The following is a 21,799-nucleotide window of genomic DNA, read 5'->3' as shown; positions in this document are numbered from 1 at the left end:
AAACGCTTACGGGGCCGAGCTTTTTGTCGTCGCCGATGCCTGGGTTGTTGTCGGCGCATCAATGTTTCACGGGAATCAGGCCACTGTCAGGAACCGGTCGAGCACCTTGCTCCCGAACTCCAAGGCGTCCAGCGGCACCCGCTCGTCCACGCCGTGGAACATCGCCGCGAAGTCCAGGCTCGGGTCTAGCTTCAGCGGCACGAAGCCGTAGCCGCGGATCACGCCCCGGCCCATGTCCATCACGCCGAATGTCTTGTTGTCGGTGCCCGCCGACAGGCAGTAGGGGACTATGCGCGCCGCCGGGTCCTCGGCCTGCAGCGAGACCAGCATCTTCTCCACCAGCGGCACCTCGAACGGCGCCTCCAGCGCGATGTCATAGTGCGTGAACTCGCGGGTGATGTCCGGACCGAGCAGCTTGTCGATCTCGGCGAAGTACTCCTGTTCCAGACCCGGCAGGAAGCGGCCGTCGATCTCGGCGAACGCCCGCTCGGGGATCACGTTCACCTTGTACCCGGCCTCCAGCTTCGTCGGGTTCGCGGTGTGCTGGAGCGTGGCGCCGATGAACCGGGCCAGCGGGCCGATCTTGGCCACCGCGGCCCGCGCCGAGGCCGGGTCCTTCGGGTCGAAGTCGACGCCGAGCGCCTCGGTGACCTCGGAGAGGAAGGTCGTCACGGTCGGCGTCAGGGTCACCGGCCAGTCGTGCCGGCCGATGCGCGCGACCGCCTCGGCCACCGCGGTGACCGCGTTGTCGTCGTTGATCATCGACCCGTGGCCGGCCTGGCCGCGGGCCTGCAGGCGCATCCACGCCAGACCCTTCTGCGCGGTCTCGATGAGGTAGAAGCGCAGGTCCGGCGAGACCTCGTAGGAGTAGCCGCCGACCTCGCTGACCGCCTCGGACACGCCGTCGAACAGGTCCGGGTGCTCCTTGGCCAGGAACTTGGCGCCGTAGTTGCCGCCGGCCTCCTCGTCGGCCAGGAACGCCAGCACGATGTCACGGCGCGGCTTGCGGCCCTCGCGGAGCATGCGGCGCGTGACGGCGAGCATCATCGCGTCCATGTCCTTCATGTCGACCGCGCCGCGCCCCCACACCATCCCGTCGCGCACCTCGGCGCCGAACGGGTCGGCGGTCCAGTCGGCGGGGTCCGCCGGCACCACGTCCAGGTGCCCGTGCAGCAGCAGCGCGTCGGCACTCGGATCCGAGCCCTCCACGCGCGCCACGACGCTGGCCCGGCCGGGCTCCGACTCGAAGATCTGAGGTTCCAGACCGGCCTCGGCGAGCTTCTCGGCGACGTACTCGGCAGCGGGCCGTTCGGGCTTGACCGGGTTCGACGTGTCGATCCGGATGAGATCGCGCAGGAAGCCCACGACCTCGCCGTAGGGGACTTCTTCGGAGTCCGGGGTGCTCGTCATGCTCCAACCCTACGCTGCTCGATCTTTGCCGGGACCGTGCTCGAGGCCGTGCTCGAGGCCGTGCTCGAGGACCGTGCTCAAGCGCGCGCGGAGTGCCACTTCCGCTTCACCGCGCGGGCTCGCCGAGAAAGGTCTCTTCCCACTTCGTCGGAGTGAACTCGCAGTAGCGCATGGTCCTTTTCCGCGAACGCCACAGGACCATCGCATCGGGCAGATCCGCCAGCGCGGCGGTGTCCTTGTCAGGCAGCGACAGCACATGGCGCGCCATCGCCGCCTCCTCGCGCGGCATCCGTTGCAGGCCGACGAGGTCCGCGTCGCGGAGGTAGCCGGCGGTGCGCGGGTCGAAGTAGGGGAGGAGGGTGACGATCGAGGTCCAGGGTCCGCGTGGGACTTCCGCGTACGGCGGACGGGCACCGCAGTCCCGCAGGACGAGCAACGGCGTGGCCATGCTCGGCGCGGGCCATCCGGGATTGCCGACGGGGCGTCCCACTGGTTGCACGGCCAGGCGTGCCATGTCGAGGCCGGAGTAGAGCAGGACTGTGTCCCACTCGTCTTGGCGCGCGGTTTCGATGATCACTCGGGCACCGATCGCGGCGCAGCGTAGAGCCAGTATCTGGGCGAGGTGAAGGCTGCCGATGACGGCGGTGCTCAGGGGAGTGCGGTGGAACAAGCCGAGCGTGACTGGCCGATGTGCTGGGTCGACGCCCATCAGCACGCCGCCGGGAGCGGCCGCGACTTTGGCTCTGTCGTCGGCGTTGGGGGAGCTATGAGCCTCGGCCAGATCACTGGCGAAGTCAGGCCGGTAGTCGTCCTCGGCGAGGGTGATGGCCCGGTAGCCGGCGAGGGCAAGTTTCGCCGATGCGGTGCGTGCCGCCTTGTCGAGCGTCCGGTTCGCTCCCGTGATCCCGCCGCCACGCGCCAGGATCGGACCGGCGGCGCGGGCGGCCAGGGCATGGCGGCGGCTGCCGGGCAGTTCCAGGCGGAATGCCAGCCAGGTCAGGCGGGTGGCCGGGATCGGATCGGTGCCGAGGCGGTGCGCGACGTCCTGATTCAGGCTCTGGTACGACGCGCCGGCCTGCGAGCGCTCCGGAAGCCCGGCGCCGATCGGCTGAACGTGCTGGATCAGCCGGACATCGGCCAACCCGAGCAGCGGATCGTCGCGCAGCCCGGACAGGATGTGCGACGGGATCGGCGTCGGCGGGTCAGCCGAGGGCAGGACAGGGTCGACCGGCTCGATCTCCAGAACCGCGCTGACGTGATCGGGAATGCTCGGCTTCGAGCCCTTCAGTTCTTTCTTCCGATCTTTGCCTGAGTAACGATCTTCCTGCCCTGCGACGTGTCGATCTTCCTGCCCTGCGACGTATTGATCATTCTGTCCTGCAACGCGCAGATCTTTCCGCCCTACGACACCCGCACGGCTGAATCTCAACGCCGCCGCCGGGGTGTCGGCGACGGCCGCTTCCAGCTGCTTGCGCCGGGTTCGCAGGCGCCAGGCGGCGGCCAGTCCGGCCACGGCGGCGACTTGGCCCGCCAGCACCAGACCCATGCCAGCGAAGGTCCGCATGAGGACGTATCGTACGGGGAATGGCGACGCGAAAGGAGCAGCTGACCGCGGCAGAGTTCACGCGGCGCCGGGTCATCGGGGCGCTGTTGCGGCCGGGTGCGGGCGGCGTCGGCGAAGGCGTGCCGCGTCCCTTTCGGGCCATGTTCGTCGCCACGATCGTGGTCGTCGTCGCCCTCGGCACAGCCGGCGTCATCGGCTATCTGCACCCCCAGCCGAAGACCGAGTGGCAGAAGGACCTGATCGCCGACGGCTCGGGCACGGAATACGTGATGCTCGGCGGCAGACTGCACCCGATCCTGAACTCCATGTCGGCACAGCTGATGCTCGGCCCGACGCCCAAAGTCGCGCAGCCCAAGCCCTCGCAGCTGGCGCCATATCTGCAGCACGCCGGCCCGGCCGTCGGGCTCACGAAGGTACCCGCCTCCCCACCGGCCGCAGCCAACCTGGACCTGAACGACTGGACAGCCTGCGCAATGCCAACGGGCATGACCACGATCGAAGTGGGCTTCCCAGTGGGCGGCCCCACATCCCCCGGCGTGTTGTCGGGCCCTGACTCACTCCTGGTCCAGGACGAGTCCGGCCAGCAATGGGTGGTCCAGGACGGTCTGAAGTACCGCGTCGGAGACCGCACCTCGGTCGCGGCAGCCTTCGGAACCGGCGCGGTAAAGCCGCGTCACGTCCCAACGACCTGGCTAAGTGGCCTGTCAGCAGGCGACGTCCTCGGCATCCCGACAATCTCCGGCCACTACGGCGGCCCCGACCCCCGCCCCGCCCCCAACGACTTCAACCGCATCGGCATGTTCGGCCGCACCCTCGGCCCCGACGGGAGCGTGTCGAACTACTACCTCGTGACCGGCGACGGCATCGCCACCGTGACACCCACCATGTACGACCTCTACCGCCGCGACCCCCGCCTGCCCGAATACAAGTTCACGGAGACCACCCTCCCACCCGGCAAACTGACCCCAGACATGCTGGTGACAACGGCAGCCTCCCAAACCCTGACCTGGCCCGCACTCCCCCCGCACTTCACGGCACCCTCGCAGACCCCCACCGGCACCGCCGCCATCCTGTGCGCCACCTTCTCCGGCGTCTTCGACCAACAAGGCCGCGCCCACATGCAGCTAGCGCTGCGCCCATCACTCCCGCAACCGCTCCCCACACCCGCCGAGACCGTAGTAGTGCGCTCCAGCCACGGAACCATCGTCCGCGAATCCGGCAGCGACCCCGCAACAGCCCCCGACTACCTCGTCACCGACACCGGCCACCGCTACGAACTAGTCGGCGCAGCAGCAACGCGCCTGGGCTACGACGGAATCGCCTCCACCGAGGTGCCGTCGCCATGGCTGCGCCTGGTGCCGCTCGGGCCAGCGCTCGACCCGGCTAAGGCTGAACTGCCTGCTGCGACTTCTTCCTGAGCAGCACTGCTTTCCTGAGCCAAGTCGCGCGTCTTACCTAAGCTGCGTCTGCGCCCCCCGAGCCGTGTTTTCCCGAAGTCGCGCCTCTTTCCTGAGTCGTGCTTTCCCCTGAGCCGCATCTACTTTCTCGAGCGGCCTCATCTTCCCTACTACCCGACCGGCACCCTCGCCCGGCCGAGGGCCGTCATCAGCGCGCTCCTCCTGGCCGCCCGATCGCCATTTGCCACGTTCCCCCCCCGTCGCGCGGCAGCTGATTGCCTCAGGTCTCTTGCCTTTCCCCCCTGTCGCGCAGTCTCAGCAGCAGTCGCCAAGGCTCCGGGCTCACTCGCTCCTCAGGCCCTCTCGCGCGCCTACCGAAACGCCCTCATCGACCCCTCTCACACCCGCGCCATCTCCCTCGCGATCCGCGCGATCCACAACACCCGTCCCGTCCTCACCCCACCGCGGCTCCGGCACCAAAGCGGTCTGCACCAGCACCGCCCCACCCCGCCGCCGCACCAACTGCCCCCGCCCCACCGGCTGCCGACTCGGCCGCGCCCCACCGACCAGCGGACCCTCTTCCCGGTCGCCCGAGAGCAGCAACCCCGCCGTGCTCAAATCCCGCAGCTTCTGCAGCACCGGATCGAACATCGCCCGCCCGGCGCCGCCGCTGTGCCGCGCGATCACCACATGCAGCCCCACATCCCGCGCGTACGGCAGCAACTCCACCAGCGGACCCAGCGGATTCATCGTCGGCGACGCCACCAAGTCGTAGTCGTCGACGAACACGTACACGTCCTTCCCGGTCCGCCAACTCCGCGTCCGCAACTGTTCCGCCGTCACCTCCGGTCCCGGCAACCGGTCCCGCAACGCCTCGGCCAGCTGCGACATCATCGACAGTGCGGCCGGCCCGGCGACCGCGTACCCGGCGCTCAACTCCTCCGGCACGACCCCCATCAGACTCCTGCGGTAGTCGATCACCATGAACCGCGCCTCGAGCCGCCCCGCCGTCACCTCCTCGACCAGCCCTGTCGCCACCATCCGGAGGAAGTTCGACTTTCCAGCCTCCCCCTCCCCGAACACCACGAAGTGCGGCTCGGCCTCGAAGTCCAGCGCCACCGGCAGCAACCGGGCCTCGTCGATCCCGATCACCACCCCGGCGCCGCTCCGATCGCGCGAGACCACGTCGTCATAAGCGATCTGCGACGGCAGCATCCGCACCCGCGGCGCCGCCGGTCCCTGCCACGCCTTCGCGATCGCCGAAGCCAACTCCTCCGGCGGCCCAGCCGTCACCGCCCCGAGCGTGTGCAGCTTCTGCCGCGTCACGCCGCGGCCCGGCACGCCTTGCGGCACCTCCGCCGCCGCCCGCCGATCCATCTCGGACTCCATCGGATCGCCGAGCCGCAGCTCCAACCGTGTCCCGATGGCATCCTTCAGCTGCGCCCGGACATCGGCCCAGCGCCCGGTCGACGCCAGCAGATGCACGCCGAACCCGAGCCCGCGCCGTGCGATGTCCACGACGTCCTGCTCCAACGTCTCGAACTCGTCCCGGAACGCCGACCATCCGTCGATGACCAGGAACACGTGGCCCTGATCCGTCCCGGCCTGCGTCCCTCCGGCAGCCTCGCGCCGGTCGAGCACGCCGACCGCCTCGGCGACCATCCGCCGCACCAGATCGGGATTCGCCCGCCCGGCGACCGCCGAGACATGCGGCACCCCGGTCAACGGCGCGAGCGTCCCGCCTCCGAGATCCACGACGAGGAACCGCGCCTCCGCTGGCGTGTGCGTCAGCGCCAGTACGAACATCAGCGTCCGCAGCGTCGTCGACTTCCCGGACCGCGGCCCGCCGGCGACCAGCACATGCCCGCCGGCGCCGGACAGGTCCAGGACCTGCGGGTCCTGACGCTGATGCGCCGGCCGGTCGACGATGCCCACCGGAACGCGCAGGAGACCGGTCCCGCGCCACCGCGTGGCCGAGAGTCCCCGGTCCGGGGTGGCGGTGATGCCGGACAGCAGCGACTCAAGCGTCGGCGGCTCGGCCAGCGGCGGCAGCCAGACCCGGTGCGCCGCCGGACCGAAGCCCGTCAGCCGGTCTACGATCACGTCGAGCACCGCCGCAGACGTCTTCTGATACCCGGTAGCCGCATCCAGCGCGACCACCGACGTCGCCCCGCTCAGATCCGGCTCGGCGACCCCGGCGCGCAGCGCCACCACCGGCGCCTGGTGCAGCGCGGTGAACCAGACCGGCCGCCGGTGGAGCGCGCTGCGCGCCGCCGGAACCGCGGGCGCCTTGGCCTTTCCATAGGGCCCGGAGACGTACGCGGCCTTGAACCGGATCATCGACTCGTTGTCGTACTTCAGGTACCCGGATCCCGGCACGCTCGGCAGGCTGTGTGCGTCGGAGACGCCGAGCACGGCCCGCGACTCGGCGGCCGAGAACGTCTTCAGTCCCAGCCGGTAGGACAGGAACGTGTCGAGTCCGCGCAGCCGTCCTTCCTCCAATCGCTGCGAGGCCAACAGGAGATGCACGCCGAGGGACCGCCCGATGCGGCCGATCTGCAGAAACATCTCGATGAACTCCGGCCGCGCGGTCAGCAGTTCGGAGAACTCGTCGACGACCACCAGCAGCGACGGCAGCGGAACCAGATCCGCGTTGCCCGCACGGGCCCTCTCGTAGTCGTGCACGTTCTTCACGTTTCCGGCGCGCTTCAGCAGCTCCTGGCGGCGGTTCAGCTCGCCGGTCAGGGCGTCGCGCATCCGGTCCACCAACGTCAGGTCGTCCGCGAGGTTGGTGATCACCGCGGCCACGTGAGGCAGCGTCGCCAGACCGGCGAACGTCGCACCGCCCTTGAAGTCGGCCAGGATGAAGTTCACCTGCTCGCTCGAATGCGTCAGGGCCAGCGCGGCGACCAGGCTGCGTAAGAGTTCGGACTTGCCCGAGCCGGTGGCACCGACGCACAAGCCGTGCGGGCCCATCCCGCCGAGCGCCGCCTCCTTCAGGTCCAGCACGACGGGCTGGCCGTCCTCGCCGACGCCGATCGGCGCGCGCAACCGGTCGTGCGGCGAGGCGGAGGCACGCTGCCACAAGCTCGGCGCATAGATCTCGGCCGCGTCCTCGATTCCGAGCAGGTCGGTGAACTCCAGCGCTGACAGCAGCGGCTCGTCCCCGCCTCCCGCCGACATCCGGAGCGGAGCCAGCTGGCGGGCCAGCCCTTCGGCCTGCCCCAGCGTCAGCGTGTCGACCCGGATCGGGAAGGCACGGTCGTCGGACCCGGGACGGGCGTCCGGCAGCTCCACGGTCGCGGTGCGGTCGTGGGCGATGTGCAGCGCCATCTGGTTTCGCTTCGGGCGCTGAGCGGGCGCGGTGGCCATCTCGAAGATCGTCACTCCGAGCAGGCCGGCGTCGGAGATCAGCGGCGCGGACGACGCGGCTGAGGACGAGGCGGAGGCAGAGGTGTACGAGTCCGACGATGGCGCCGATGTGGTGTCGAGGATGACGATCACGTGCGGACGGTCGATCAGCGAGACGATCCCCGTGAACCGAGGCCGTTCGGCCAGCAGCTGTTCGAGTCCTGTCTCGGCGTCCGTCTTGTCGTCGTAGATCATGCGCTGTGGACCCGCGGCATCCTGCGCGCTCGGGTGCTGGGCGTGCGGCAGCCATTTCAGCCAATCCCAGCGCTGGACCCGGTCGCCGTCCGCGACCACGCAGATCTTGAGGTCGTCGGGGGAGTGGAACGTCACGAGCTGCGCCAGGAGTGCGCACATCGCCGACGGTCCCGGTCCGCCGCTCACCACCAGGCGCGCGATCGACCGGAGCGGGATCGCGACCGGCTGGTCCGACAGCGTGCCGTGGACGGCGAGCAGGCGGCGCAGGGCGTCCGCGCACGTCGGCTCCAGCTCCTGCATCGGAGCCGTCTCTGGCGGCACGAGCTGAGTCGCGAGCTGCGCGGTGCCGCGTCCGACCCGCACTGTCAGGAAGTCGGGATCGGATTGCCGCCGCTCCCACAGGCGTTCGCGCAGCGCGACCAGGCTCCACAACGTGTCCGGATCTGGATTCGCATAGCGAGCCGCCGCCTTCTGGGCCCGCGTTGCCGCGACCACTTCCGAGCGAATCTGCGCGAGGTGCCTCAGATAGTCGCGCCGGGCGTCGACGAGGCGGCTGGTGCCCCCGTTGCGCTGCCGCACCGCCGTCACCGCCCCGAACACCAGGCTGGACGCGAACGTCAGACCCCCGACGATCATCATCAGGGCATTGGCGCCCGGCATGAAGAAGAACACCACCGATCCCAGCCCGGCCACTATCGGCAGCAGGTTCAGGGCCCAATGTCCGTCCCCGCCCCCGCGCGGTACGTCCGGCGGCGGCTGCAGGACCACGGTGCCGCTCGGCATTTCCGGTGACGGGCGACGCGGTCCACGTGTGACAGAGGTCGTGCTCACTCATGAAGCGTATTCGGAGTGACCGGCTGGCTACCATTACGGCATGACTGCAGGTTCCGGGGTCGCCGGCCACTGCCGGGTCACCGTCGTCGCGCCCACCCGCCGTGTCGATGTGGCGCTCCCCGAGGACGTGCCGCTCGCCGAACTCCTCCCGGAGCTCCTCCGGCTGGTCGGCGATCCGCTCCCCACCCCGGCCGCCCTCGCGGCGGCCCTGACCGGCTACGTTCTCACCGGCGCGGACGGCGTCCCGCTGGACACCGCGGCCTCCCTGACCGACCAGGGCGTGCTCCACGGCGGCGTGCTCCGCCTGCGCCCGGCCGACGACGTCCCCGAAGCCGCCGTCCACGACGACATCGCGGACGTCGTCGCCGAAGCGGTCATCGCCGGTGGTTCGCAGTGGACGACAGCCGCCTTGCGCGCGACGGCTCTCGCGGTGGTTACCGTCGCCTCGACACTCGGCGCGGTGGTGCTCTGGTTCTCCAACACCGGGACGTTCCACGGCTGGAAGGGCATCGTCGCAGGCGTGATCACGCTGGTGCTGTTCGGGCTCGCGATCCGCCAGGCGCGGTACGACCAGTCCGCCGTCGGCCGCGGCAGTTACTACGGGTACGGAGACGGCGCGGGAGCAGGAGCTCCCTCCGGGCCGCCCCAGGGAAGCCGACGGAACCGCGGACACGATCGAGTGAATCAGCCCGACGCCGACAGCGCCTACGGCCGCGATCGATCTCCCTATGATCGTGAATACGGTGAGCCCACCGGCGACAATGGCTACTCCAGCCACGGCTACTCGTCCGACGATCCGGATCCCAGCTTCGCCGACACCACCGTGAGCTTCGACCTCGCCTCCTTCGCGTCGGAGGCGCCGGACCCGCGCCGCACCGCCGCTCGTTCTTTGAGCGGCACCACTGCGACTGGCGTTCCACCTCGTTCTCTCGGCGGCGCCACTGCCACCCGCGCTGCGCACAGCGTCCGCGACGGTGGCCTCGGCAGCCTCGCAGCCTGGCCCACCGTCGCCGAGGCGATGGCGTGGGCGACAGGCGCGCACCACCAGCGTGACTACACCGCGGCCGCCGTGCTCGCGGCGTCGTCGCTCCCTTATGCCTTCATCGCCGGCACCGGCCTGCTGCCCACCGACGCTTCCGCCGGACACGGCTTCGGCCGCGCCCACTTCCTCGCCGGCGCCGTCACCGTCCTCGTCATGGCCATCGCCGCGATCTTCGGCCTCGGCCGCCGGATCGCGGTGCCGGTGGCAGGCGCGACCGTGGGCCTGGTCGCCACCTTCGCGGGCATCGGCTTGCTGCTGATTAAGGCCAGCCCGGCGGCCGGCATCGCCATCGTCGCCGCAGTCTGCGCCCTGGCCATCGAGGTCCTCCCGTTCGCCGCGATGGCCGTCGCTCGCTTCGTCATCGAACCTCCGACCAGCGGCGTCGAACCCGGCGACTTCGAAGGCTCCCCGGTCAACAACTACGTCGTCGGCCTGCGCGTCGCCCGCACCCTCGACGTCCTGACCGGGCTGACAGCGGGCATCGGCATGCTGCTCGTGCTCTGCGTCGCCCTCCTCGTCATCCCGATCGGCGCCATGCAGACCGCGCCGGAAGACCAGCACACGGTGTGGGAGCAGGCGCTCGCGATCCTCGTCTCCGGCGTGACCCTCTGCCGCGCCCGCCTCTTCCGCGAACGCGCCCAGGTCCTCGCCGTCGCCGTCAGCGGCCTGATCGGCCTGGTCATCGCCTTCAGTGCGATGTCCGCCAACGCCGTCCCCAACCTCCGCGCGATGTGGCTGGCGCCCCTCCTGGTCGTGATCTCGCTGCTGGCCCTCGGTCTGGCCTCGATCCGTCCCCGTCGCGGCACCTCCGAGCCGATCATGCCCCCGCGCTGGGCCCGCGCCGTCGACATGGTCGAGGGCGCGGTCTTCCTCGCCGTACTGCCGGTGCTGATGGCTGTCCTCGGCGTGTACGGCCAGGTGCGCAACCTGAAGGGCTGACCGCCACAGCCACTGCACGACCCCGGTCATCGCGCCTCACCGCCCACGAGCTCAGCAGCATCAGTCGTCTCCGGAACTTCGGGGCGCCACGGGCTCGGCCCGACGTACCAGGCTGGCGTGTCCGCGTACCAAGGCCTCCGCGGCTGCTGGAAGCGACGCTGCTCGTTGTGCGCCCGGACCTCGGCGTCCTGCCAACCGTGCTGCCGTTGCCAGAGCTCGTCATGCAGCTCGCGATGATGCCGTCGGCACAACAGCCGCATCTGATCGACGTCGGTGTGGCCACCCGCACCCCACGGGATGTCATGGTGCGCATCGCACTCACGAGGCGGCCGATCGCAGCCCGGCGCCGTACAACCCCCGTCGCGCACCGCCATGGCCTCGTACTGGGCGCGCGTGGCGAGCCGCCGCTTGCGCCCCTGCCACAGAATCTCGCCGTCACCATCCACCAGCACTGCCCGCAACGCGGCCTCGCACCGCAACATGTGCGCCTCCGCCGCAGGCACAGCCCGCCCACGCCCCGTGCGCGCCGCCGGCGCCCCCGGCAGCGCCTGAGCAGTATCGGCTCGCATGACGATGGTCATGGTCGTCGGGCCGTTATGCCGCTGTGGCAGATCACCCGCCCGAAGCCGATCCTCGGCCAGCCGCACCAACGCATCGGCCCGCGCCTTGCCGAGGTCGTCCCCATCAGCCTGCCCGGCCTCATCTTCCCCACGCAGATCGGCGAGCGAGTCCAAAGCCGTCAGCAACGCATCGCCACCCGTCGTGGAAAGAAACCCACCGGGCACATAGCCGTCGAGCACAGGCGTCATATGGAACCCGCGCTTCTCCTCCGCCGCCCGAGCCCGGCCGAGCACAGTCGCCGCCGCGACACGATGCGCCGCGTCCTCAGCATGTTCCCGCAGCTTCTCGGCACCCCCGGCCATAGCCTTGGCGATCAGTGCCCTGCGGACCTCGTCGACAACCTCATCCGGCTGATGCGCGAGCGCAGCCAGCGCCTCGGCAATAATCCTGGCCTGCGGCGCGGAGATGGCACCGGTCCGCAGCGCGTCCTCCGTCGGCGGATCCTTCCGCAACGCCTTGACCGTGGCTATCAGCCGCCCGGCATCACCCCGACTTCGCCCCAAATCAACGATCAGGGCCTTCCGAGCGGCATCAGTAGCGCGCCACGACAACTCCTCGCGCGTGGTCCCCGGCGTCTGCACCGGATCACCCCGGTCATGCCACGTCCGGACACAACCGGACCAGCACCCCCTCGGCAGCGCGCGAAACCTGCTCAGCAGCCCGCGCCACAGCCAGACTGCCACCGGTGTCGTACAAGAGCGGATCGAGCGCAGCAAGGCAGATCGTGGCATCGGTGAGCTGGCGCAGCGGGTCGACCATGGCCGTGTCCCTTCGACGTGTTTCCCCGCACGCCTGTTCTGACACGATCTACGTTAGCCACTGATTGGGGACTATGTCGCCCAAACAACGCACTTCAAGTAAGTCATATAAAAACACTCAAGCAGCGCCCAAATACACACCCACCGCCACCACCCGGCCTCCCACCAAACCCGCCAAGCCATTCACCTCGCCACATTCACACCCGCCGAAACCACCGCCGCACCCCAAACAGCATCACCACACCGCCAGCCACCGCACCCCCACCAACAACCCACCACAACCACCCGCTGCCCCCACCTTGACGCGCACGCACAACACCCGCCCCCGACCCCCCAACAACCGGCGGCTCCGCCAACCGCACAGCCGCCAGCACATCCAAAATCCCCGCCCCATACCGATCATCCCGCACAGCCCCCCGCATCCCAGCAGGCTTATCAGCCGTCCCCTCCAAAGCCGCAACAACCTCCCCAGCGCTCCACCCCGGATGCGCACTCCGCACCAAAGCCGCCGCAGCAGAAACATAAGCAGTAGCCTCCGAAGTCCCATCCGAATACCCCACCCGCCCCCGATTATCATCCCGCAAAATATGCACCCCCGGCGCCACCAAAGCCACATCAGCCCCCGTATTCGACTGACCCCACACCTCTCCCGAACTATCAATAGCCCCCACCCCAACAACTCCGGGAAGTGCTGCCGGATAGTACTGCTGCGAGCTCCCGTCGTTGCCGACAGCCGCTACGACGACAACATCGCTATCGAGTGCATCCTGTACTGCGCGACGGATATCTGGATCATCTTGCTTGTAGCCTAGCGCTAAATTGATCACGCGCGCCTTATGGGACACTGCAAATTCGATCGCTGGAGTAATGCCGAGAGCGAGGTCGACGGCATATCCATTTACAGCTCGAATCGGAAGAATGTTTGAATCTGGAGCTAGTCCCTGCGTCTCCGCGCCGGCGCCGACAATAAGGCTAGCCTCTCCAGTGCCATGTCCATAGCTATCTGTATCGAGATGGCCGGTGCCAACGCTGGTGGTAGTCGAGTCTGAGAAATCTGCACCAGGGAGAAGGTGGTTGGAGACGTCGGCGTTTGCTTGTACGCCAGTGTCGATAACCGCAATTTCAGCTCCAGCGCCACGTGAAATTTGCCAGACTGAATCTGCCCGAAGGTAACGAAGCGCCCATTGATTGCTCGTCGATGCGCTTGCAAGGCTTCCTGCCAATAAAGTGCAAGCGATGGCTAGTGTTGTTCGGGCCAGTCTAGCCGGATTACGCCGTCTGCTGGTGCTGCTGCTGTTTCGGAAAGCCATGCACTCTTTCGCTCTTTCAGGTATGCGGGGCGAGGGTTGCGCTCTTGCCGCGTACGATGTACGGATCCCAAACTGCCATAGGGAGGGACTATTGCGGCGCTGTTATCGCCAACTTCGTCAAGCCCTGACTGGTACGCAGTTTGGGGTGTAGCCCTGAAGTTTTCACTTCCGGCTGGTTCTGCGGCGTAGACATTTTCGCTGATATCTGCAAGTGGGCGCTTGCCCGCAATGCGAGTTTTTGTGTTGATCGAATTAGGAGTGGATGCGGCAGCAACAGGAAGCTTTCGAGCCCGAGCGATTTCGCTGCCCTCAGAAACCCCATCCTCTGGGATGGGTTGTCGGAGGGCTTTGGTTGGTGTCTTCTCTTCGAGAAGGTTTCCGGGCTCGGTGTTCGCGATAGTCGCTGGATCTTGATGGGTCATGCTCGACGACGACCCTCGTTCGACTTTTTGAGTGCCCCCAAGCCCTTTATGGGATTCGGATGTGTGGGCTCCGACGAAATCGTTTGAGTCGGATTCGAATTCGTGACTAGTTGTGACTTCGTGCGGGTTGAGGCGCGAGCTTGAATGATCAATCGACCTAAATGTTGTAGAGAGTTGATCCTTGCGTGGTGTGGTGCCGACAGCGTTCGCGCTTAATGATGACGACGCGGCTTGATGTCCCGTTAATTGTGAACTCCTAGCTTTGCTAGATGGTGTGGATGGCGTGGGGTTTCCGTGGAGGATGTCTGGAACTGGCGTGAGTGGACGTGATTCCTCGACGGGAGTGAAGTCTTCTCCGAACATGGTCGTGATATTTGACAGCTGACCGTGGGTCTCCACATATTGGGCGGCGATGCCGTTCACCGTCTGAACTGCCTGTTGGTGCGCCGCTTGGTAGCTGGCGTCTTGCCTTGCGGCTTCGAGAGCTTCGAAAGGTGTCGCCGGGCGCTGCACAACGGCGGTGACGCCAGGCTCTGCCACGTCCGGGACGTTCATCATCTGATGTTGTTGCTCGGCGACGACCTGGGCGCACCTGCTGACTGCGGAGGCTGCGGCCAGCGCGCTTCCGTGGAACTCGCGTGCTTCGGCGGCGGCGCGGCCCAGCGTTGCCGCGGCCTGCTCCGCGGCCGGCCCCTTCCACCAGTTGGGCAAGTCCGCTTGGGCGTGCGAAAGCAGGTCCGCGACCTCTCCGACGCGGTCGGCCAGGGCGTGGAAGGACTGCGGCATGGCCTGCATTGATCCGACCTGCGGGGATGCGGCCATGCTGCGTAGTTCGTCGAGGGTGAGTTCGCTGTAGCTGAACTGGGGTTCGGTCACGGCATTTCGCCCTCCGCGCTGCCGGCGAGCCCAAGCCTGCCGCCGCGCTCGGCGCCCTCCGCCACTCGTAGGGCGGCGGCTGCGACTGCTTCGTCGGCGGCGGAGTAGGTCGCGCGGGTGCGTTCTGCGGAGGTTGTCATGGCGGTGATCGTTTCTTGGATGCGGTGGTACCAGGCTTGGAGGCGTCTGACGAGGTCTGCGTGGGTGTCGCCTAGAGGGGCGGCTTCGTTCAGCAGTCCATATACATATGTGGCGGTGTCGTTTTTCTCTGTGCGCCACGCCGTTGGGCCTGTGTGGAGGGTGGGGTCGATGGTGGGCCAGTGGTGGGCGTGGGGGGCTGCGAGGGTTGTTTCTAGGTCGGCTAGGGCTTTGCGGAGGGTTGCTAGGTGATCTAGGTCGGTGTGGAAGGTGTGGGTTTTGGTGTTCATGGGGTGTGGGGCCTCCCCGGGTGTGCTGGTGTGGCTGGTGGCGGTCGGGTGGGGTGGGGGTGGTACCGTTGGTGGTCGGCCGCGAGTTGTGTGGCCTCCGTGGAGACGACCGGGGGCGCTCAGCGACCACAATCTTACGAGGAGTGACGGGTGTCTCTGGACGCTGCTACCAAGAAGAAGATCGTTGATGACTACGGGACGGGGCCGAGTGACACCGGTTCTCCGGAGGTGCAGATCGCGCTGCTCACGTACCGGATCAACGAGCTCACCGAGCACCTGAAGTTCCACAAGCACGACCACCACAGCCGGCGCGGGCTGCTGCTGCTGGTCGGTCAGCGGCGGCGGCTGCAGGGGTACCTGCAGAAGACCGACATCGTGCGGTACCGCGCGCTGATCGAGAAGCTGGGGCTGCGCCGGTAGGTTCGGTGGTTGTTCGTACTGTGAGCAGGAGCGGTCCGTTCGTCACGGACCGCTCCTGTTGCGTACCCGGTGGGTGCTGGGCCGGGCCGAGCCGGGGACTTTTTGCGGTTAGAGTGGGTACCGGAAAAGTTCCATACGTTTTAGGGAACTGAAGAGGCACTGCGCGACGTGGCTCGCGTCGAAGTGGCCGGTTGGGCGCCGATCTTCGGTAGTGGCCCTCGGGACGGTATCCGCCCGGGGGCTTCGATCGAAGACCGGGCCGCCACACGGCGGCGTGGGCCCACGACACAACGCGTCCTCTTCAGTCCGCCGCATTCGAATTGAGGAGTATCTCTTGTCGGAGGGTGTTTTCACCACCGAGGCCGTGATCGACAACGGCCCGTTCGGCCAGCGCACCGTGCGCTTCGAGACAGGCCGTCTGGCCCGTCAGGCCGCCGGCTCCGTCGTGGCCTACCTGGACGAGGAGACGATGGTCCTTTCGGCGACCACCGCCTCGAAGTCCCCCAAGGACTCTCTCGACTTCTTCCCGTTGACGGTCGATGTCGAGGAGCGCATGTACGCCGTGGGCCGTATCCCCGGCTCCTTCTTCCGGCGCGAGGGCCGTCCGAGTGAGGACGCGATCCTCACCTGCCGGCTCATCGACCGGCCGCTGCGTCCGTCCTTCGCCAAGGGCCTGCGCAACGAGGTGCAGGTCGTGGCCACGATCATGGCGCTGAACCCGGACCACCTGTACGACGTCGTGGCGATCAACGCCGCCTCGGCCTCCACGCAGCTGGCCGGCCTGCCCTTCTCCGGTCCCATCGGCGGCGTGCGCGTCGCGCTGATCCAGGACCGCTGGGTGGCCTTCCCGACCCACACCGAGCTCGCCGACGCCGTGTTCGACATGGTCGTGGCCGGCCGGACGCTGGAGGACGGCGACGTCGCGATCATGATGGTCGAGGCCGAGGCCACCAGCCAGACGGTGTCCCTGGTCGCCGGCGGTTCCACCGCCCCGACCGAGGAAGTCGTCGCCGACGGCCTGGAGGCCGCCAAGCCCTTCATCAAGGCGCTGTGCGTGGCCCAGCAGGAGCTGGCCTCGCAGGCCGCCAAGGCCACCGCCGAGTTCCCGCGCTTCCTGGACTACCAGGACGACGTGCTGGAGGCGGTGAGCGCCACGGCCAAGAACGAGCTGTCCAACGCGCTGACCATCGCCGGCAAGCACGAGCGCGAGGAGGAGCTGGACCGCGTCAAGGCGCTGGTCGTGGAGAAGCTCGCGCAGCAGTTCGAGGGTCGCGAGAAGGAGATCGGCGGGGCGTTCCGCGCCCTGACCAAGAAGCTGGTCCGCGAGCGCATCATCCGCGACCAGGTCCGCATCGACGGCCGCGGCGTGCGCGACATCCGCCCGCTGTCCGCCGAGGTCGAGGTCGTGCCCCGCGTGCACGGCTCGGCGCTGTTCGAGCGCGGCGAGACCCAGATCCTGGGCATCACCACGCTGAACATGCTCCGGATGGAGCAGCAGCTGGACACGCTGAACCCCGAGACGCGCAAGCGCTACATGCACAACTACAACTTCCCGCCGTACTCCACCGGCGAGACCGGCCGCGTGGGTTCGCCCAAGCGCCGCGAGATCGGCCACGGCGCCCTCGCCGAGCGCGCGCTGGTGCCGGTCCTGCCGACCCGCGAGGAGTTCCCCTACGCGATCCGCCAGGTGTCCGAGGCTCTCAGCAGCAACGGCTCCACCTCGATGGGCTCGGTCTGCGCCTCGACCATGTCCCTGCTGAACGCCGGTGTGCCGCTGAAGGCCCCGGTCGCCGGTATCGCGATGGGCCTGGTCTCCGCGGAGATCGACGGCAAGACCGAGTACGTCGCGCTGACCGACATCCTCGGCGCCGAGGACGCCTTCGGCGACATGGACTTCAAGGTCGCCGGCACCAAGGAGTTCGTCACCGCGCTGCAGCTGGACACCAAGCTGGACGGCATCCCGGCCTCGGTCCTGGCCGCCGCCCTGAAGCAGGCCAAGGACGCGCGTCTGCACATCCTGGACGTCATGATGGAAGCCATCGACGTCCCGGACGAGATGTCCGAGTTCGCGCCGCGCATCATCTCGGTGAAGATCCCGGTGGACAAGATCGGCGAGGTCATCGGCCCGAAGGGCAAGATGATCAACCAGATCCAGGAGGACACCGGCGCCGAGATCACCATCGAGGACGACGGCACCATCTACATCGGCGCCTCCAACGGGGCCGCGGCCGAGGCCGCGCGCGTGACGATCAACCAGATCGCCAACCCCACGATGCCGGAGGTCGGCGAGCGCTACCTGGGCACCGTGGTGAAGACCACGACCTTCGGCGCGTTCGTCTCGCTGATGCCGGGCCGCGACGGCCTGCTGCACGTCTCCCAGCTCAAGAAGCTGGCCGGCGGCAAGCGGGTGGAGAACGTCGAGGACGTGGTGAAGGTCGGGGACAAGCTGCAGGTGGAGATCGCCGAGATCGACTCCCGCGGCAAGCTCTCGCTGATCCCCGTGCTGCCCGACGAGGAGAGCAAGCCGGCCGAGGCCAAGGCGGAGTAACCCTCTTGAACCCGGCTGAGACCCTGATCGCCGGGCAGAACGGCAGCGGCACTGTGCGCCGTACCGTTCTGCCCGGCGGTTTGCGCGTGGTCACCGAGACCATGCCCTCCGTTCGCTCCGTCACCTTCGGCATCTGGACCGGCATCGGCTCGCGCGACGAGCACGCCGAGGAGTCCGGTGCCACCCACTATCTGGAGCACCTGCTCTTCAAGGGCACCGCGAAGCGCTCGGCGCTGGAGATCTCCGCGGCGCTGGACGCGGTGGGCGGCGAGATGAACGCCTTCACCGCCAAGGAGTACACGTGCTACTACGCGCGCGTGCTCGACACCGACCTGCCGCTGGCCATCGACGTGATCTGCGACCTGGTCACCTCCGCGCTCATCCGCCCCGAGGACGTCGCCTCCGAGCGCAACGTCATCCTCGAGGAGATGGCGATGACCGAGGACGAGCCGGCCGACCAGATCCACGACGAGTTCGCCTACGCCCTGCTCGGCGACTCCCCGCTCGGCCGGCCGATCCTGGGCTCGGCGGAGTCGGTCAACGCCCTGACCCGGGACGCGATCGCCGAGTACTACCACTCCCACTACACCGACGACCACCTGGTGGTCTCCGCGGCCGGCAACCTCGACCACGACGTGGTGGTGGCCCTGGTCGACGCGGCGTTCGCGCAGGCCCGCGGAGTCCGGGACGCCGACCGCCAGCCGGTCGTCCCGCGCATCGGCGGCGACTGCGGCGTCGCGCACTCCGGGCTCCGCCTGGTGTCCAAGCAGACCGAGCAGACGCACGTCGTGCTCGGCGTGCCGGGCGTCGCGCGCAACGACCGCCGCCGCTACCCGCTGGGCATCCTGTCCACGATCCTCGGCGGCGGCATGTCCTCGCGGCTGTTCCAGGAGGTCCGCGAGAAGCGCGGCCTGGCGTACTCGGTCTACAGCTTCTCCTCGCACCACGCCGACTGCGGCACGTTCGGCGTCTACGCCGGCTGCCAGCCGGAGAACTTCACCGAGGTGCTGAAGATCTGCCGCGACGAGGTCGCCAAGATCGCCGACGGCGGTGTCACCGAGGAGGAGCTGCGCCGCGGCATCGGCCAGGTGCGCGGCTCCACGGTGCTCTCCCTGGAGGACACCGGCTCGCAGATGACGCGCATCGGCAAGAACGAACTCGTCTACGGCGAGCACCTCACCATCGAAGAGCTGCTGGCGCGGGTGGAGTCGGTGACGCTCGAGGACGTCAAGGCGGTCGCCGAGGAGTTCCTGCGGCAGCCCCAGGCGATCGCGGTCATCGGCGACTACGAGGACGCTTCATCGTTCGAAGGAGCCCTGGCATGACAGCCGCTCTGGGACAAGGCGTCGTGAAGGTCGCGGTGTTCGGGGCGGCCGGCCGGATGGGGCAGGCCGTCTGCCGCGCCGTGCTGGACGCGCCGGGCCTGGACCTGGTCGCGCAGATCGACGTCGACGACGACCCGCAGCGCGCGGTCGAGGCCGGCGCCGAGGTCGCGGTCGACTTCACCCATCCCGGCGCCACCATGCAGAACATCGAGTTCTGCGCGCGCAACGGGATCAACGTGGTGGTCGGCACCTCCGGCTTCGACGAGGCCCGGCAGGACCAGGTCCGCGCGCTGCTGCACGGCACCGAGGTCCGGGTCCTGGTCGCCCCGAACTTCTCCATCGGCGCGGTGCTGATGATGAAGTTCGCGGCGAACGCGGCGCCGTACTTCGAGAGCGTGGAGATCATCGAGCTGCACCACCCGGACAAGGTCGACGCGCCCTCGGGCACCGCGACCCGTACCGCGGAGCTGGTCGCCGAGGCTCGGGCCGCCGCGGGCAGCGCGCCGATGCCGGACGCCACGCTGAGTCCCTCTCAAGGTGGCCCCGGCCTGGACGGTGCCCGCGGAGCGGCAGTCGAGAGCATCCCGGTGCACTCGGTCCGGCTGCGCGGCCTGATCGCCCACCAAGAAGTCCTGCTCGGCACCGTCGGGGAGACCCTGACCATCCGGCACGACTCGCTGGACCGCGCCTCGTTCATGCCCGGCGTGGTGCTGGCCTGCAAGAAGACCGGTACGCTGCCGGCCGGCCTGACCGTCGGCCTGGACGCGTTGCTGGATATTTAGTACGTCATAGAGCACTGCGAAAACCCCGATAGGCACTCAAGCTCATGCGCAACCGCACCACGGCCCTGATCCTGGTCGTCATCCTGTGCTTCTACCTGCTGCTGGCCGTCCAGCGCGGGGTGTGGCTGATGGCGACCGGCGAGCCGGTGCTGGTGCTGTTCGGGATCGGCGTGCTGATGCTGCCGGTCGTGGGTGTCTGGTTCGTGGTTACCGAGGTGCGGATGGGCAACGCCTCTTCGCGCCTCGGGACCCGGCTGGAGTCCGAAGGGCTCTGGCCGACCGAGGAGATCCCGCGGCGGCCCTCCGGCAGGCCGGATCTGAAGGCCGCCGACGATATCTTCGAGAAGCGCAAGGCCGAGGTCGAAGCCGATCCGGAGAACTGGCGCGGCTGGTACCGGCTTTCGCTGGCCTACAACGACGCGCGCGATCGGTCTCGGGCGCGCAAGGCGCTGCGGAAGGCTATCGAGCTGGACCGGTTGCAGGAGCAGGGCTGACCGCGGTCAGCTGTTCCGCGTTCGCGTTCGCGTTCGCGTCCGTAGTCGTGCGCCGCGATCCCATCGTCCCGTGCAGCTCCCTTCCGCGAGACGGTGTGACCACCGCGGAATCCTCAGGCGCCGCAGAGCGATAGTGCTGCCGCAGCACCCTGCCGGTGACCGGCGCGACCGGAGTGATCACTGGAATGCCGACGCGCGGCATCTTCGCGATGCGGGTGCCCATACGGATGAACGGCTGCGCGAGACGGATGCCGAAATCTATAAGCCGCCACTGGTGGAATCCGCCTGTGCGGCGCATCCACATGGGCAGTGAATGGATACTCAGGACAGCGGTGAAACGAGACGCGGCCCAGATCCGGAACCCCACCTTCTTCAACGGCGGGTAGAGCAGGTAGTGCATCCCGCGATACGCACGCTCTGAGGAACACAGCTGAGGACGTACTTTCTCGAAGTACGCCTTGACCTCTTCGCGATTGCGCGGGACGTCTGCGGGATCGCAGGTCTGAAGCTCAGCGGCGACGCGGCACTCGGCCCAGTAGCGGTCCTCATCAGCCTTGGACAAGCGCCCGGGTCCATAGAGCTCGTAACACTTCAGGACACTGTGCCACCCCGTTAGGTGAATCCACAGCTGGGACTCCGGGTTGTTGGCGCTATAGCGTTTCCCGGTAATGGGCTCTACGCCAGTCGCCTTAGCGTGGATGCGCATAAGGAATTCGGCTGCCTGAATCACAGTACGGCTGTCGCCGACCGCGACGGTGAGGAAGTAGGCGAGGGTCTGGTCGAGGCGCCCGTGCGGGTCTTGGTAGATCCCGCCGCTGTCGGCGACGGCCGCGGCCAGAGGGGGATCGAAGTGCTCGAGCACTACGGCGCGCTGGAACCCGATCAGCGAGGTTGGCGATGTCCAGACCTTCCAGCTCACCGAGTCCGGGCCGAAGAAGCCGTTGTCGAGGCTGCGCAGCGGTCCCCGCTCGGGGGAGACGGGAACGTCCTCGGCGCTGGGGTGGGGCATCGTGCGTGCCTCCT

General features: G+C 68.2%; 16 protein-coding genes. 7 read left to right on the top strand and 9 right to left on the bottom strand.

What is annotated here, in order from left to right; translation table 11 throughout:
* Window positions 1–75: 75 nt before the first annotated feature.
* Complete coding sequence (locus CACI_RS38955) at window positions 76–1,410, bottom strand: M20/M25/M40 family metallo-hydrolase (protein WP_015796435.1); 1,335 nt, start codon at window positions 1,408–1,410, stop codon at window positions 76–78.
* A gap of 106 nt (window positions 1,411–1,516) precedes the next feature.
* Window positions 1,517–2,923, bottom strand: coding sequence for a hypothetical protein (locus tag CACI_RS46710; RefSeq protein WP_190276683.1), 1,407 nt, complete (start codon window positions 2,921–2,923; stop codon window positions 1,517–1,519).
* 71 nt (window positions 2,924–2,994) lie between these two features.
* Between CACI_RS46710 and eccB the strand changes: the two genes are divergently transcribed.
* Window positions 2,995–4,392, top strand: coding sequence for a type VII secretion protein EccB (eccB, locus tag CACI_RS38945; protein ID WP_015796433.1), 1,398 nt, complete (start codon window positions 2,995–2,997; stop codon window positions 4,390–4,392).
* 321 nt (window positions 4,393–4,713) lie between these two features.
* Here the strand turns inward: eccB and eccCa are convergent, their stop codons facing one another.
* On the bottom strand, window positions 4,714–8,760 hold the full coding sequence (gene eccCa / locus CACI_RS38940; protein WP_015796432.1) for a type VII secretion protein EccCa: 4,047 nt from the start codon (window positions 8,758–8,760) through the stop codon (window positions 4,714–4,716).
* 91 nt (window positions 8,761–8,851) lie between these two features.
* Between eccCa and CACI_RS46705 the strand changes: the two genes are divergently transcribed.
* Entirely contained in the window at window positions 8,852–10,792 is a 1,941-nt protein-coding gene (locus tag CACI_RS46705) for an EsaB/YukD family protein (protein WP_015796431.1), read from the top strand.
* A gap of 26 nt (window positions 10,793–10,818) precedes the next feature.
* Here CACI_RS46705 and CACI_RS38930 read toward each other — a convergent pair whose 3' ends face one another.
* The 5 genes from CACI_RS38930 to CACI_RS50645 form a co-directional block, all read right to left on the bottom strand.
* Complete coding sequence (locus tag CACI_RS38930; protein WP_015796430.1) at window positions 10,819–11,994, bottom strand: HNH endonuclease signature motif containing protein; 1,176 nt, start codon at window positions 11,992–11,994, stop codon at window positions 10,819–10,821.
* A gap of 13 nt (window positions 11,995–12,007) precedes the next feature.
* A complete protein-coding gene (locus CACI_RS51770) occupies window positions 12,008–12,172 on the bottom strand; it encodes a hypothetical protein (protein ID WP_015796429.1) in 165 nt (54 codons plus the stop codon).
* A 196-nt stretch (window positions 12,173–12,368) separates the two neighbouring features.
* Window positions 12,369–13,481, bottom strand: a complete 1,113-nt coding sequence (locus CACI_RS54550) for a S8 family serine peptidase (RefSeq protein ID WP_083795967.1) — start codon at window positions 13,479–13,481, stop codon at window positions 12,369–12,371.
* On the bottom strand, window positions 13,412–14,779 hold the full coding sequence (locus CACI_RS50650; protein ID WP_015796427.1) for a hypothetical protein: 1,368 nt from the start codon (window positions 14,777–14,779) through the stop codon (window positions 13,412–13,414). Before CACI_RS50650 ends, CACI_RS54550 begins: the two co-directional genes overlap by 70 nt.
* The gene (locus CACI_RS50645; protein ID WP_015796426.1) at window positions 14,776–15,207 is read right to left on the bottom strand and encodes a hypothetical protein; all 432 of its coding nucleotides are present in this window, start codon (window positions 15,205–15,207) and stop codon (window positions 14,776–14,778) included. Before CACI_RS50645 ends, CACI_RS50650 begins: the two co-directional genes overlap by 4 nt.
* 150 nt (window positions 15,208–15,357) lie before the next feature.
* On the opposite strand from CACI_RS50645, the gene rpsO reads away from it, so the two are divergent.
* The 5 genes from rpsO (at window position 15,358) to CACI_RS38905 (ending at window position 20,776) form a co-directional block, all read left to right on the top strand.
* The gene (rpsO, locus tag CACI_RS38925; RefSeq protein ID WP_015796425.1) at window positions 15,358–15,627 is read left to right on the top strand and encodes a 30S ribosomal protein S15; all 270 of its coding nucleotides are present in this window, start codon (window positions 15,358–15,360) and stop codon (window positions 15,625–15,627) included.
* 334 nt (window positions 15,628–15,961) lie between these two features.
* On the top strand, window positions 15,962–18,175 hold the full coding sequence (locus CACI_RS38920; protein ID WP_015796424.1) for a polyribonucleotide nucleotidyltransferase: 2,214 nt from the start codon (window positions 15,962–15,964) through the stop codon (window positions 18,173–18,175).
* A 5-nt stretch (window positions 18,176–18,180) separates the two neighbouring features.
* Complete coding sequence (locus CACI_RS38915) at window positions 18,181–19,500, top strand: M16 family metallopeptidase (RefSeq protein WP_015796423.1); 1,320 nt, start codon at window positions 18,181–18,183, stop codon at window positions 19,498–19,500.
* Window positions 19,497–20,282, top strand: a complete 786-nt coding sequence (dapB, locus tag CACI_RS38910) for a 4-hydroxy-tetrahydrodipicolinate reductase (RefSeq protein WP_015796422.1) — start codon at window positions 19,497–19,499, stop codon at window positions 20,280–20,282. Before CACI_RS38915 ends, dapB begins: the two co-directional genes overlap by 4 nt.
* A 44-nt stretch (window positions 20,283–20,326) precedes the next feature.
* A complete protein-coding gene (locus tag CACI_RS38905; protein ID WP_015796421.1) occupies window positions 20,327–20,776 on the top strand; it encodes a tetratricopeptide repeat protein in 450 nt (149 codons plus the stop codon).
* Here the strand turns inward: CACI_RS38905 and CACI_RS38900 are convergent.
* Entirely contained in the window at window positions 20,742–21,785 is a 1,044-nt protein-coding gene (locus CACI_RS38900) for an oxygenase MpaB family protein (protein WP_015796420.1), read from the bottom strand. The genes CACI_RS38905 and CACI_RS38900 overlap by 35 nt on opposite strands.
* Between the last annotated feature and the right edge of the window lie 14 nt (window positions 21,786–21,799).

Origin of the sequence: Catenulispora acidiphila DSM 44928, assembly GCF_000024025.1 — a bacterium.
Lineage (GTDB): Bacteria > Actinomycetota > Actinomycetes > Streptomycetales > Catenulisporaceae > Catenulispora > Catenulispora acidiphila.
The sequence above is the reverse complement of the archived record's forward strand: the minus strand, read 5'-3'. Positions and strand labels throughout refer to the sequence as shown.

Bases quoted from the DNA above. Each gene is read 5' to 3' on its own strand.
- CACI_RS38900 (WP_015796420.1), bottom strand. From the start codon at position 21,785: ATGCCCCACCCCAGCGCCGAGGACGTTCCCGTCTCCCCCGAGCGGGGA.
- CACI_RS50645 (WP_015796426.1), bottom strand. From the start codon at position 15,207: ATGAACACCAAAACCCACACCTTCCACACCGACCTAGATCACCTAGCA.
- CACI_RS51770 (WP_015796429.1), bottom strand. From the start codon at position 12,172: ATGGTCGACCCGCTGCGCCAGCTCACCGATGCCACGATCTGCCTTGCT.
- eccCa (WP_015796432.1), bottom strand. From the start codon at position 8,760: ATGCCGAGCGGCACCGTGGTCCTGCAGCCGCCGCCGGACGTACCGCGC.
- CACI_RS54550 (WP_083795967.1), bottom strand. From the start codon at position 13,481: ATGGCTTTCCGAAACAGCAGCAGCACCAGCAGACGGCGTAATCCGGCT.
- CACI_RS38905 (WP_015796421.1), top strand. From the start codon at position 20,327: ATGCGCAACCGCACCACGGCCCTGATCCTGGTCGTCATCCTGTGCTTC.
- CACI_RS38955 (WP_015796435.1), bottom strand. From the start codon at position 1,410: ATGACGAGCACCCCGGACTCCGAAGAAGTCCCCTACGGCGAGGTCGTG.
- CACI_RS46705 (WP_015796431.1), top strand. From the start codon at position 8,852: ATGACTGCAGGTTCCGGGGTCGCCGGCCACTGCCGGGTCACCGTCGTC.
- eccB (WP_015796433.1), top strand. From the start codon at position 2,995: ATGGCGACGCGAAAGGAGCAGCTGACCGCGGCAGAGTTCACGCGGCGC.
- dapB (WP_015796422.1), top strand. From the start codon at position 19,497: ATGACAGCCGCTCTGGGACAAGGCGTCGTGAAGGTCGCGGTGTTCGGG.